Source organism: Roseovarius sp. (assembly GCF_048262375.1).
Lineage (GTDB): Bacteria > Pseudomonadota > Alphaproteobacteria > Rhodobacterales > Rhodobacteraceae > Roseovarius.
In genome coordinates, this window is the sequence record NZ_JBLXFE010000001.1 from 313,679 (window position 1) to 326,612 (window position 12,934).

General features: G+C 61.8%; 14 protein-coding genes. 10 read left to right on the top strand and 4 right to left on the bottom strand.

Translation table 11 applies throughout. The annotated features are described in order from the left end of the window. Positions 1 to 17: 17 nt before the first annotated feature. From ACN0SW_RS01570 to ACN0SW_RS01580, 3 genes are all read right to left on the bottom strand, one after another. Positions 18 to 224, bottom strand: a complete 207-nt coding sequence (locus tag ACN0SW_RS01570) for a cold-shock protein (RefSeq protein WP_417726319.1) — start codon at positions 222 to 224, stop codon at positions 18 to 20. 244 nt (positions 225 to 468) lie between these two features. Beyond that, complete coding sequence (locus ACN0SW_RS01575; protein ID WP_417726126.1) at positions 469 to 1,035, bottom strand: L,D-transpeptidase; 567 nt, start codon at positions 1,033 to 1,035, stop codon at positions 469 to 471. Between the two features lie 339 nt (positions 1,036 to 1,374). Further along, on the bottom strand, positions 1,375 to 2,595 hold the full coding sequence (locus tag ACN0SW_RS01580) for a multidrug effflux MFS transporter (RefSeq protein ID WP_417726127.1): 1,221 nt from the start codon (positions 2,593 to 2,595) through the stop codon (positions 1,375 to 1,377). 179 nt (positions 2,596 to 2,774) lie between these two features. Between ACN0SW_RS01580 and ACN0SW_RS01585 the strand changes: the two genes are divergently transcribed. The 8 genes from ACN0SW_RS01585 to ACN0SW_RS01620 all read left to right on the top strand — a co-directional run bounded on the left by ACN0SW_RS01585 (position 2,775) and on the right by ACN0SW_RS01620 (position 9,253). Next, complete coding sequence (locus ACN0SW_RS01585; protein ID WP_417726128.1) at positions 2,775 to 4,307, top strand: acyl-CoA carboxylase subunit beta; 1,533 nt, start codon at positions 2,775 to 2,777, stop codon at positions 4,305 to 4,307. Positions 4,308 to 4,379: 72 nt separating this feature from the next. Next, positions 4,380 to 4,721: a hypothetical protein gene (locus ACN0SW_RS01590; RefSeq protein ID WP_417726129.1), complete on the top strand. Its 342-nt coding sequence runs from the start codon at positions 4,380 to 4,382 to the stop codon at positions 4,719 to 4,721. Beyond that, a complete protein-coding gene (locus ACN0SW_RS01595; protein WP_417726130.1) occupies positions 4,718 to 5,128 on the top strand; it encodes a DUF6497 family protein in 411 nt (136 codons plus the stop codon). Before ACN0SW_RS01590 ends, ACN0SW_RS01595 begins: the two co-directional genes overlap by 4 nt. A 223-nt stretch (positions 5,129 to 5,351) precedes the next feature. Further along, positions 5,352 to 5,489: a hypothetical protein gene (locus tag ACN0SW_RS01600; protein WP_417726131.1), complete on the top strand. Its 138-nt coding sequence runs from the start codon at positions 5,352 to 5,354 to the stop codon at positions 5,487 to 5,489. 93 nt (positions 5,490 to 5,582) lie between these two features. Then, entirely contained in the window at positions 5,583 to 5,927 is a 345-nt protein-coding gene (locus tag ACN0SW_RS01605) for a hypothetical protein (RefSeq protein WP_417726132.1), read from the top strand. Positions 5,928 to 6,339: 412 nt separating this feature from the next. Then, complete coding sequence (locus ACN0SW_RS01610) at positions 6,340 to 6,570, top strand: hypothetical protein (RefSeq protein WP_417726133.1); 231 nt, start codon at positions 6,340 to 6,342, stop codon at positions 6,568 to 6,570. Positions 6,571 to 6,729: 159 nt separating this feature from the next. Then, positions 6,730 to 8,730: an acetyl-CoA carboxylase biotin carboxylase subunit gene (locus tag ACN0SW_RS01615; protein WP_417726134.1), complete on the top strand. Its 2,001-nt coding sequence runs from the start codon at positions 6,730 to 6,732 to the stop codon at positions 8,728 to 8,730. Positions 8,731 to 8,734: 4 nt separating this feature from the next. After that, positions 8,735 to 9,253, top strand: coding sequence for a hypothetical protein (locus ACN0SW_RS01620; RefSeq protein WP_417726135.1), 519 nt, complete (start codon positions 8,735 to 8,737; stop codon positions 9,251 to 9,253). Positions 9,254 to 9,266: 13 nt separating this feature from the next. Here the strand turns inward: ACN0SW_RS01620 and ACN0SW_RS01625 are convergent, their stop codons facing one another. Continuing rightward, on the bottom strand, positions 9,267 to 9,713 hold the full coding sequence (locus ACN0SW_RS01625) for a DUF4174 domain-containing protein (protein WP_417726136.1): 447 nt from the start codon (positions 9,711 to 9,713) through the stop codon (positions 9,267 to 9,269). 169 nt (positions 9,714 to 9,882) lie between these two features. On the opposite strand from ACN0SW_RS01625, the gene ACN0SW_RS01630 reads away from it, so the two are divergent. Together ACN0SW_RS01630 and scpA are read left to right on the top strand one after the other, a co-directional pair. Continuing rightward, on the top strand, positions 9,883 to 10,818 hold the full coding sequence (locus ACN0SW_RS01630) for a hypothetical protein (RefSeq protein WP_417726137.1): 936 nt from the start codon (positions 9,883 to 9,885) through the stop codon (positions 10,816 to 10,818). Next, complete coding sequence (gene scpA / locus ACN0SW_RS01635) at positions 10,790 to 12,919, top strand: methylmalonyl-CoA mutase (RefSeq protein ID WP_417726138.1); 2,130 nt, start codon at positions 10,790 to 10,792, stop codon at positions 12,917 to 12,919. The genes ACN0SW_RS01630 and scpA overlap by 29 nt, the downstream gene beginning before the upstream one ends. Positions 12,920 to 12,934 lie beyond the last annotated feature (15 nt).

Here is a 12,934-nt window from a genome sequence, read left to right on the forward strand (position 1 = left end):
CACCCCTGGTTCGTCACTCAGGCGAGGACGATATTCGATGCCGATTCACGACCGTCACGGCCGGATTCGATATCAAAGGTCACTTTCTGGTCGTCGGCCAGACCGGTCAGGCCTGCGCGCTCAACGGCGGAAATGTGAACGAATACGTCCTTGCCGCCGCCATCGGGTGCAATAAAGCCGTAGCCTTTGGTGGAGTTGAACCATTTTACGGTGCCAGTAGCCATCGTACTGATATCCTTTTGTTTTTGCTGCCCGCGGAAGTGCGGCAGCCCGGCAAAGTCGTGCAAGATCGAGTGACTGAGCCGTAAAGGACAGATGGTCGATAGTGGTAACGTCGCAGCGTGGAATATGGTCAAATACAGTGCAAAAAGCAAGACCCATGCTGTTTGCCGACTGTACGGTTGTGCGGTCAAACCGTACGACCGCGCGGTCTGTTACAAAAGACAGACCGCGCCGGTTTGCGCCCGATCAGAGGACGGTCACGACCGTCCCGATTGGCACGCGGGTGTAGAGATCCTGAACGTGCTCGTTGATCATCCGGATGCAGCCATTCGAGACCGACCGCCCGATCGAGGAGGGCTGTGTGGTCCCATGAATCCGGTAGTAGGTGTCACGGCCATTCTGGAAGAGGTAGAGCGCGCGTGAGCCAAGCGGATTATCTGTGCCGCCGGGTTGGACATAGTCGTTGCCCTGAAAGCGGCCATAGCTGCGAGGATCGCGTTCGATCATTTCATCGGTGGGCCGCCATGTCGGCCATTCCTTTTTCACGGCGATGGTGGCGGTGCCGGTGAATTCCAGCCCGGCCTTGCCGACGCCGACCCCGTAACGGCGGGCGCGGCCCGGTTCGGTCACGAAATAGAGGAAATGCGCGCGCGGTAGCACGATCAATTGGCCCGGTTGATAGGCTGGATCAAACGACACCTCTTGCGGTGCGAATTTCGGATTGAGCTCAAACGCGCTTGCGAGTTGCGGAGCGAGGGAAACAGTGCCGAGGGTGGCAAGGCCAGTGGCCATGAATGTGCGTCGATGGATCATCGGGAACCTCCTGAAATGTGACTCCGATTATAGGGCGTGCGACCGGAATTGAAAAAATCAAAAGCGGGCGACGGTTGCGTTCTGCGCCTGAGTGTTGCGACAGGGTCGCGGGCGGGATCAGATTGCGGCCCAGTCGGTGAAGCGAAAAAGGGTGAGGCGGCGGCGCGTGCGGGCACGAGGGGGTGAGGGGGGTGATCTGTGTCTGGTCATGGTGCTCTCCTTGGGGTGCTCTCCTTGGGGCCTTGAACAGATGTGGGGATGAGGTCAGACCCGGACCAGTAAGGTGAAGGAAACGTGATCCGGGTTGAGGTTGGGGATGGGCGCGGCGCTGTGCCAGATTTATCCGGCCAGACCCAGCCTGCGTTCGCGGCGGATCACGGCGAGGATGGTCACAATCGCGCCGAGCGCTGTCGTGAGCATAATCCACAGAAGCGCAAAGGCCCCGCTGCCGGGAGTGAGCAGCATCCCCGCAAGGGCCGAAAGCCCTGCGCCGATGCCAATCATCAGTGCGCCCGACAGGCCGCTTGCTGTACCGGCCAGATCGGGACGGATCGAGAGAGCGCCAGCGGTGGCGTTGGGGATCACCATGCCATTGCCAAGGCCCATGAAGGTCATCAGCCCGAAGAAGGTCAGCGGTGTGCCCAGGCCCACATAAAACAGCGTGAGATTAAGCGCGATGCCGCCCGCGTTAAAGACCGTGCCCCAGAGCACCATGCGGTTAACGCCCAGCCGTGTGGAAAACCGGCCCGAGGCAAAATTTCCGAGGAAATAGCCGATGGCGGGAGCGCCAAACAGGATGCCAAGGGTCGAGGGCGGCAGGCCGAACACCCGATCCCCGACAAACGGAGCGCCACCCAGATAGGCAAAGAACGCGCCCGAGCTGAGCCCCGCCGCGAGCGCGTAGCCCCAGAACCGGCGCGAGGTCAGAAGTGCGGGATAATCGCGGAATTGCTGCATCAAGGTGCGCCCCGTGAGAGGGGCGGTTTCGCCCAGATCGCGCCAACAGACTGTAAAGAGCGCCGCGCCCAAGACAAACAGCGCCCAGAAATTGGCCTTCCAGCCAAAGATCTCGTCCAGAAGCCCGCCAAAGGCCGGGCCAATCATTGGCACCACCGCCATGCCCATGGTCACATACCCGATCATTGACGCGGCACGGTCCTGTGGAACTATGTCGCGCACGATGGCGCGCGAGAGCACCATGGCCACCACGACGCTGGCCTGCAGCATGCGAAAGGTCAGGAATACGGTGATCGTGGGCGCCAAGATGCAGCCCAAGGTGGCGACAAGAAACAGGCCGAGCCCTGAAAGGATCACTGGCCGACGTCCCCATCGGTCCGAAATCGGCCCCATCAGCAATTGCAGCCCGGCGTTGACCCCGAGATAGAGCGCGACCGAAAGTTGAATGAGCCGGTACTCGGTGTTGAAATATGCGGTCATGCCCGGCAAGCTTGGCAGAAATATGTTCATCGCCAGCGCCGACAGTCCCGCCATCAGGATCAATGTCGAGATATGTGGCGGTGTCGAGCGGTCGAGGTATTTGGGGGGCTGTGCGCTGCTCATGAGCCATGGCTAGGCAGCACGCCCGGTGAAGTCCATGCCGGTGGGCCATTATTTGCAGATTTACATATTTGCGAAATATGATTTGCGAAGATTTGCAAATTTGCCCGATTTTACTTTGTCGGCGCGGGCTCTGTCCGTATGTTGCGCGCAATATCGCAGGGGATCGCTAGGGGAGTGCTATGAAAGACATCCTTCACGAATTGGAAAGCCGTCGCGCAGAGGCGCGCAAGGGCGGCGGCGAACGCCGGATCGCAGCGCAACACGCCAAGGGCAAATTGACGGCGCGCGAACGCATCGAGTTGTTGCTCGACGAGGGCAGCTTTGAAGAGTTCGATATGTTCAAAGCGCATCGCTGCACCGATTTCGGGATGGAGCAAGAGCGGCCCTATGGCGATGGCGTCGTCACCGGATGGGGCACGATCAATGGCCGGATGGTCTATGTGTTTTCTCAGGATTTCACGGTGTTTGGCGGGTCCCTGTCGGAGACCCATGCCGAGAAGATCTGCAAGATCATGGATATGGCGATGCAGAATGGCGCGCCGGTGATTGGCATCAACGATTCGGGCGGCGCGCGGATTCAGGAGGGTGTCGCCAGCCTTGCCGGTTATGCCGAGGTGTTCCAGCGCAATATCATGGCGAGCGGGGTCATTCCGCAGATCAGCCTGATCATGGGCCCCTGCGCCGGGGGGGCGGTCTATAGCCCCGCGATGACCGATTTCATTTTCATGGTGCGCGACAGTTCCTACATGTTCGTGACCGGACCCGATGTGGTCAAGACCGTCACCAATGAGGTTGTCACGGCCGAAGAGCTGGGCGGCGCGAGCACGCATACCCGCAAATCGAGCGTGGCCGACGGTGCGTTCGAAAATGATGTAGAGGCGTTGGCTGAGGTGCGGCGGTTGGTGGATTTCCTGCCGCTGAACAACCGCGAGAAACCGCCGGTGCGTCCCTTCTTTGATGAGCCGGGACGGGTGGAGCAAAGCCTTGATACGCTGATCCCCGACAATGCCAACACGCCCTATGACATGAAGGAACTGATCCTCAAGATCTCGGATGAGGCGGATTTCTATGAAATTCAGGCGGAGTTTGCCAAGAATATCATTACCGGGTTTGTCCGGTTGGAAGGGCAGACCGTTGGAGTCGTGGCCAATCAGCCGATGGTGCTGGCGGGGTGTCTCGACATCGACAGCAGCCGCAAGGCGGCGCGGTTCGTGCGGTTCTGCGATGCCTTCGAAATTCCCATTCTGACGCTGGTCGATGTACCGGGGTTCCTGCCGGGTACGGGACAGGAATATGGCGGGGTGATCAAGCATGGGGCCAAGCTGCTCTTTGCCTATGGCGAGGCGACGGTGCCGAAGGTGACGGTAATCACCCGCAAGGCCTATGGCGGGGCCTATGACGTGATGGCGTCGAAGCACCTGCGCGGTGATTTCAACTACGCTTGGCCCACGGCGGAAATCGCGGTGATGGGGGCCAAAGGTGCGACCGAGATCATTCACCGTGCCGATCTGGGGTCGCCGGAAAAGCTGGCGGCGCATACCAAGGATTACGAGGGCCGCTTTGCCAATCCGTTTGTCGCGGCCGAGCGCGGGTTTATCGATGAGGTGATCCAGCCGCGCAGCACGCGGATGCGGGTGAGCCGGGCCTTTGCCAGCTTACGCAACAAGAAGCTGACCAACCCTTGGAAAAAGCACGATAATATTCCGCTATGAGGAGTGTGGACTGGGGGCGCCGCCCCCAGACCCCCGAGGTATTTGGGGCCAGATGAAGCACGGAGGGGCAGGATGGGTCGCAGCCGCTGGCATGTGATCGAAGGCGAGGAGGACGCGCTGACGCTGGCGCGGCGGGTGCCTGTGCGCTTCGATTTGGCGGTGGAGACGGTGTTGCCCGTCACCACCGGGCGGCGGCGGTTGGCGCATCTGGTGCGGCAGGATCTGTGGCGAGCGTTGCAGACGGTGCGCGGTTATGCACCGGTGGTGCAGGTCAGGCGTGATGACGGGGTTATGCATGTGCGCGCCGGGGGCGCGGTTGCAGGGCGCTGCGACAGGGTGAGGTGTGAAGCGCTGATTGCGGCGGTGTTGGAGGATGCGGACAACCGCGCGCGCTGGATGGGCCGCGCGCGATGAGACGGGTGGGACGGGCTGTGGCGCTGAGCGCCGGGCTGTGTTTCGCCCAAGGGGCGGCAGCGCAGGAGGAGGCGCTGCCGCTACCCTCGGGGTTGGAGGCGCGGGTACAGGAAGTGGTGACGGATCGGCCCGGTTTGGGACTGACCTATCGGTTCCGGTTTGTGGCGGAGGGGTTTGCAGGTGTTGGCGAAAGCGATGCAGAGCTGGAAACGGTGCTGGCCGATCTGATCTGGCTGTGCGAGAGCTACGCGTTGCCGCGATTGGCCAACACCGGACCGGTACCCGCTCAGGTTGTTATATCGCTGGCGGATCGTCCGTCGGAATTCGGGGTTTTCAACCCCGATGTCATACAGGTCTTTGAGGCCTACAGGCCGCAGGATGGAGCCTGCATCTGGGAGATGTTTTAATGGGAACGCAAAATGTTGCGTCGCGAAATCAAGGTCTTGGGGGGACTGAGGCTTTGGGGACACAGGCGCATGGGATTGGTGATGACAGATGTTCAAAACCGGAAAATTCCGATAAGCTAAGTAAAGGTTGCACCCAAGCGACCTTAACCTCGCCCTCAAGGCGGGCAGGAACATGGTGTCCTTGCGCGCCTTTTAATGAAGATACGAGAGACAGGAGATATACATGTCGAAGAGCGTTAAGAGCATTCTCGCCATTGGCTTCATCGCCATTGTTGCAGCATGCGCCCAGCCGGCCGAAGAAGAATTTGTTGTTGTCGAGCCGATTTCGGTCGAGCCCGTACAAACCGGCAAGTACAAGTAAGCCCGTTGGGCTAAGTGCGGGACGGTCCGGTTGGTCCGTCCCGTCACCCGCTACCTATGCCGCGCCGCGCCTTGATCCTCTGGAGGGCGCAACATGTTGAAACATCGCGGTTTTCCCGGTCGTTTGCCGGGGTCTGATTTCCAATTCACCATTCGTCGCGCCAATCCCAAAGGGGCCACCCCGTTGGTTGCGCGTGAGCGTTTTCGCGACCGCAGGCCTGCTGACAAGCGGGCGGATGTGGGGTTTGTTCGCGCCATCTGGGAATGTTTTGGAGAAGAGCCGTTCGAGCGTGGCAATCTGGATGCCGGACGGCTGAGCTGGCTTTTGGGCCGCGAGGTAAAGATCGCCGAGGAGCCATTCGATCCAACGAGCTATGAGGCGCTGCTGGTGCTTGATCTTGAGGTGGCGCGCGCCTCTTTTCCCGAGGTGTTCGAGTGAGCGACCCGGCCACATCCGCGCGTTCAGGCCGCAGGCTGCACCAGTCGTTGGGCGGCATTTTGCCTACAGGTTGTGAAAACGGGCGGAGGTTTGCCGAAGCGGGCGCATGGCGCAGTCGGCGCTTGGTCTGGGCGTCGGCTGCTGTAAAGCTGGCGTATGTGGCGGGAATCCTTTCCCCAGAGGTCATGACGTTGCGTCTGTCCTGCCGCCCTTCCCCTTGTGGGCGATCCGGTGCACCTGTGCATGGATCGCCCATTTTTTGTGCGGCATCCGGAGCGGCTTCGAACCTTCATGCGAATCGGCGGGGGTTTGCCGATGGCGGGCACCGGCTCTGCTATCGCTTTGACGCCCCCCGGTCTGTGGCGTTCTATGGCGCGGATACTCAAGGTAACCTCTCAGGAGAATATTCGTCATGCAGACCACTCGATTGCACACGATTCGACGCGGCATTGCCCCGGTCCTTGCCCTTTTGGCCTTTGGCACGCTGGCGGCCTGTGGCGACACCATCCCAGAGCAAGCGCTCTTGGGGGGGGGCGCCGGGGCGCTCACAGGGGCGGTCGTTGGCGGCAGCGTTGTCACGGGGGCGGCTGTCGGGGCCGCAGGCAATGTGGTGTATTGCCAAGCCTATCCCGGCCGTTGCTGACACACTGAGCCCAAGGGCGGGCGCAGGCGCTGTGCCTGACCGCCGCAGAATTTCCAATCAAGCCATCGGCGCCCACCGCGCCGGTGGCTTTTTTGGTGTGCCGAAAGAGATCCGGCGCGCCGCCTGAGTGGCCGCCACGTAACGTGAGGAAGGGACAAGATGTTCAAGAAGATATTGATTGCCAACCGGGGCGAGATTGCCTGTCGCGTGATCAAGACCGCGCGCAAGATGGGGATCGCCACGGTGGCGATCTATTCGGATGCCGACCGCAACGCGCTGCATGTGCGGATGGCCGATGAGGCGGTGCATATCGGGGCGGCCCCTGCGTCCGAGAGCTATATTGTCATCGACAAGGTGATGGCGGCGATCACAGCCACCGGAGCCGAGGCCGTGCATCCGGGATACGGTTTCCTGAGCGAGAACCCAAAGTTTGCCCAAGCGTTGGAGGCGGCTGGCGTGGCCTTTGTTGGCCCGCCCGTGGGGGCGATTGAGGCGATGGGTGACAAGATCACCTCGAAGAAGATCGCGCAGGAGGCAGGCGTCAGCACCGTGCCCGGTTATATGGGCCTGATTGCCGATGCCGAAGAGGCGGTCACGATTTCGAACCAGATCGGCTATCCGGTGATGATCAAGGCCTCTGCGGGGGGCGGCGGCAAGGGTATGCGCATCGCCTGGACGGATGAAGAGGCGCGCGAGGGCTTTCAAAGCTCTAAGAACGAGGCCGCGTCGAGTTTTGGGGATGATCGGATTTTCATCGAGAAATTCGTCACGCAGCCGCGCCATATCGAAATTCAGGTGCTGTGCGATACCCATGGCAACGGCATCTATCTGGGCGAGCGCGAATGCAGTATTCAGCGCCGCAATCAAAAGGTGATCGAAGAGGCGCCGAGCCCGTTTTTGGATGAGGCGACGCGCAAGGCAATGGGCGAGCAGGCCGTCGCTCTTGCGCAGGCAGTGGGCTATGCCAGCGCGGGCACGGTTGAATTCATCGTCGATGGCGACAAGAATTTCTATTTTCTCGAAATGAACACCCGACTTCAGGTTGAGCATCCGGTGACGGAACTGATCACCGGTGTCGATCTGGTGGAACAGATGATCCGGGTGGCCAATGGCGAGGCGCTGAGCATCACCCAAGCCGATGTCAAGTTGACGGGCTGGGCGATGGAGAGCCGTCTTTATGCCGAGGACCCCTATCGCGGCTTTCTGCCTTCGATCGGTCGTCTGAGCCGGTATCGCCCGCCTGAGGAGCTGGCGATCGAGGGGGCCGTGGTGCGCAATGACACCGGCGTCTTTGAGGGCGGCGAGATCAGCATGTATTACGATCCGATGATCGCCAAGCTCTGCACCTGGGGCCATACCCGCGCCGAGGCGATTGAGGGCATGCGCGTGGCGCTGGACAGCTTTGAGGTTGAAGGGATCGGGCACAACCTACCGTTCCTGAGTGCGGTGATGGATCATCCGCGCTTTGTCAGTGGCGATATCACAACCGCGTTCATCGCTGAGGAATATCCCGAAGGCTTTATGGGGGTCACTCTGCCGGAAGAGGCGCTGCGCGCGATTGCCGCGAGTTCAGCGGCGATGCACCGGGTCGCGGAAATCCGACGCACGCGGGTATCGGGGCGGATGGATAATCACGAGCGCCACGTCGGCGAGGATTGGGTGGTGAGCCTTCAAGGCAAGAGTTTTGGTGTCGTGGTTGCCGCCGATCGCGAAGGGGCGACGGTGCGCTTTGAGGACGGCGACACGTTGCGCGTCACGAGCGACTGGACGCCGGGGGATCAGCTGGCGCGGCTCAATGTGGATGGCCGGGCGCTTGTGCTCAAGGTGGGCAAGGTCAGCGGCGGCTTCCGTATCCGGACGCGGGGCGCTGATCTCAAGGTGCATGTGCGCACGCCGCGTCAGGCGGAACTGGCCGCGTTAATGCCCGAGAAACTTCCGCCTGATACATCCAAGTTGCTGCTCTGCCCGATGCCGGGGTTGATCGTGAAGGTCAACGTGGCCGAGGGCGATGAGGTGCAGGAGGGGCAGGCGCTGTGCACCGTGGAGGCGATGAAGATGGAAAACATCCTGCGCGCCGAACGCAAGGGCGTGGTGGCAAAGGTCAACGCAGGGCCGGGTGACAGCCTTGCGGTGGACGATGTGATCATGGAGTTCGAGTGAGGGGATGACCCAAGCCGCCTCTCATATGCGCGCGGGTGGGGTGTTGTTGGCGCTGGTGGCGTTGGCGGCGGCCTGTGCGCGGGATGCGGAGGCGGCGCAACGGGCGCGGCTGGAGGCTTGGTTCGCGCTGGGGGAAACGGTTGAGTTTTCCGCCACGATGCAATGTGCGGCGGGGCTCTACCGGATCACAGATGGGCGGATCAAGGCGGCGATGCCTGTGGTCGGATCGGCCCCTGAGATGGCGCGGGTTTTGGCAGCGCAGGGGCGGGCGGCATGGGCCCCGCATGCGCAGGTCCTGGATGCCGCCATGGTGGCCATGGCCAATGCCGATCGCCCCACCGGCATGGCGATGCGGCGTGCGGGGCTGGAGGCGCGCGAGTGCATGGGCGCGGCCGGAGAGAGCGCGTTTCATCACATGCTGGAGCAGTCCGGAGCGGTGCTGGCTTGGGAGAGCGGATTGGGTGCGCTGATCTTGATGGACCCCGCGTCTGGTCTCTTGGTCGTGGCGATGGGGGCGCGGTGATGGTCGTCTGGGATCAGCTATCGGCCGGACGCTCGCGCAATTCCTGTTGGCGCATCGGCAGTTTGTCGATGGTGCGGATGATTTCGCGCACATGCCAAGGGGCCGGTTTGCGCAGGTATATCACCCCGTCCTTGCCTATCAGCACGAGACCAAAGCCGCGTGGGCGCAGTTTCTGGCGCAACGCGGACCGGGCGGCAGGATCGGTATCGGTGATCACCACCACATCAAGCGATGTGAGCACATCGAGCCGGTCGGTGATATATGCCATCTGTTCGACGAAACGCGGGTCTGCCGGGGTGTCGGCAAAGATCACCAGCGGCCGTTTGAGCCAGAGAAAATCATTCAAATTGACCGTATCGGCGGCGACGATAGACCCGAACGTGGGGGCTGTTTCGCTGTTTTGCGCGCCCGCGGTGGTGGCGATAAATGTCGTCAAAACAAGGGATAAGATCGTTTTCATAGGCTCTCCTGCTGGCACAGATATAGGCCGGATGAGGGCGATTGCGAAGGGTGAAAGCCGTGAGCGGTTGAATTTTTCACGCTTAAGCCCGTGGTCAGGAATTGGACGCAGGATCGGAGACAACAGTTTCCGGCCGCAGATCGCGGCGATTCGAAAGGCCAGACCTGATATGGAGATCATCCTGCATCTGGGGGCGCATCGCACCGCCTCGACGTCGTTTCAGCATTATATGCGCGCCAATGCGGGCGCGTTGACGGCGCAGGGGATCGGTTACTGGGGGCCAGACGTGACACGCGACGGGGTGCTGCGCGGGGTCATGCCGCTGGCGGGCGCCCTGCACGCCAATCAGCAGTTGGAGCGTGCGCGCGGGCGCATTGCGCTGCGCCTGGTCGAGATGCAGGGGCAGGGGCTGCACCGGGTGCTGGTGAGCGACGAGAACATTATTGGCGCGCCGCGCCGCAATCTGCGCCGGGGGCGGCTATATCCCGGTATTGGCGAGCGGGTGGCCCGGTTTGCGCATGCATTTGACGGGCGGATTGCCCGCGTGGCCCTGTCGGTGCGCGCGCAGGACAGTTGGTGGGCCTCGGTGCTGGCTTATGGCGTGGCGCGGGGGCACGGCGTGCCGGGGCAGGATGATCTGGACCGGCTGGTGACAGTCAATCGCCATTGGCGGGAGGTGATCGGTGATCTGGCCTGCGCTCTGCCCGGTGTCGAATTGGTGGTTCTGCCACATGAGGTTTATGCCGGGCGCCCCGAAGAGCGTTTGCACGCGATGATCGGGGGGGCGCAAGTGCCGCGCAAGGCGTCGCGGCTCTGGCTGAACCGCGCGCCCGATCTGGCGGGTTTGCGCCGGGCCGTGTTGGCGCGGGGTGGGGACGTGACGCAATTGCCCGAGGGCGAGGGGCGCTGGCAGCCCTTTGGCCGGGATCAGAGATTGGCCCTGCAAGAGGCCTATGCCGACGATTTGTTCTGGCTCTCGGCCGGGGCGGAGGGTCTGGCGCGACTATGTGAGGAAACCGGACTGGATGCGGCGGGGAGACACCTGCCCTCGGGTCAGAATGCAAGAGGACATCAGAATGGCTGTGAAAAAAGACGATTGGCGTAAGTTGGCGGCGGCGGAACTGCGGGGCCGTCCGCTTGAGGGGCTGACATGGAAGACGCTGGAAGGTATTCCGGTCGAGCCGCTCTATACTGCTGAGGACGTGGCGGACCTGCCGCATATGGGGGGAATCCCCGGCGTGGCGCCATTCACGCGCGGGGTCAAGGCCACGATGTATGCGGGCCGTCCTTGGACCATCCGGCAATATGCCGGGTTTTCGACCGCTGAGGAATCGAACGCCTTTTACCGCCGCAATCTGGCAGCGGGCCAGCAGGGGGTATCGGTCGCCTTTGATCTGGCGACGCATCGCGGTTACGACAGCGACCATCCGCGCGTCGAGGGCGATGTGGGCAAGGCGGGTGTCGCAATTGACAGCGTTGAGGATATGAAGATCCTGTTTGACGGTATTCCGCTCGACAAGGTGTCGGTGTCGATGACCATGAATGGCGCGGTGATCCCGGTTCTGGCCAGTTTCATCGTCGCGGGCGAAGAGCAGGGGCATGACAAGAGCCTGCTGTCAGGCACCATTCAGAATGATATTCTGAAAGAATTCATGGTGCGCAACACCTATATCTATCCGCCCAAGCCCTCGATGCGGATCGTATCGGATATCATCGCCTATACCGCCGCGCATATGCCGAAATTCAATTCGATCTCGATTTCGGGCTATCACATGCAGGAGGCGGGCGCGAACCTTGTGCAGGAGCTGGCCTATACGCTGGCCGATGGCCGCGAATATGTGCGTGCGGCGATCGAGGCGGGCATGGATGTGGACAGCTTTGCGCCGCGCCTGTCGTTCTTTTTCGCCATTGGCATGAATTTCTTTATGGAGGCGGCCAAATTGCGCGCCGCGCGTCTGCTCTGGCATCGGATCATGACGGAATTCGGCGCTGAGGACGAAAAATCCAAGATGCTGCGTACGCATTGCCAGACCAGCGGCGTGAGCTTGCAGGAGCAGGATCCCTATAACAACGTGATCCGCACCGCCTATGAGGCGATGAGTGCGGTTTTGGGGGGCACGCAGTCGTTGCACACCAATGCGCTGGATGAGGCGATTGCCCTGCCTACAGATTTCAGTGCCCGGATTGCGCGCAACACGCAGTTGATCCTGCAGGAAGAGACCGGGGTGACGAAGGTGGTCGATCCGCTGGCAGGGTCCTATTACGTCGAGAAGCTAACGCATGATCTGGCCGAAAAGGCCTGGGCGCTGATCGAGGAGGTCGAGGCGATGGGCGGTATGACCCGCGCGGTCGAGAGCGGCATGCCCAAGCTGCGCATCGAGGAGACGGCGGCAACCCGGCAGGCGATGATCGACCGGGGCGACGAGGTGATCGTCGGCGTCAACAAGTATCGCAAGGACAAGGAAGATCCGATCGACATCCTCGATATCGACAATGACAAGGTGCGCGAGGCGCAGATCGCGCGGCTGGAGCGGATCCGGGCGAGCCGCGATGAGGCCGCCTGTCAGGCCGCGCTGGACGAGTTGACGCGCCGTGCGCGCGAGGGGGGCAATCTGCTTGACGCCGCGGTCGATGCCGCGCGGGCACGCGCCACGGTGGGAGAGATCAGCATGGCATTGGAAAAGGAATTCGGACGGCACCGCGCCGAGGTCAAGACGCTGGCCGGAGTTTACGGTGCGGCCTATGAGGGCGATGCGGGCTTTGCCGCCATTCAGAAATCGGTCGAGGATTTCGCCGAAGAAGAGGGGCGGAGGCCGCGGATGTTGGTGGTCAAGATGGGGCAGGACGGGCATGATCGGGGCGCCAAGGTGATCGCCACGGCCTTTGCCGATATCGGATTTGATGTCGATGTGGGGCCGCTCTTTCAGACGCCGGACGAGGCGGCGCAGGACGCCATCGACAATGATGTGCATGTGATTGGCATCAGTTCTCAGGCGGCCGGGCATAAGACCCTGGCGCCCAAGCTGATCGAGGCGCTGCGGGCGCGCGATGCGGGCGACATCATCGTGATCTGCGGCGGGGTTATTCCGCAGCAGGATTATGCGTTCCTGCAAAAGGCGGGGGTCAAGGCAATCTTTGGTCCGGGGACAAATATTCCCGAGGCGGCCAAGGATATTCTGCGGCTCATCCGCGAAGCGCGGGGATAGGGCGAGAGGATGGGG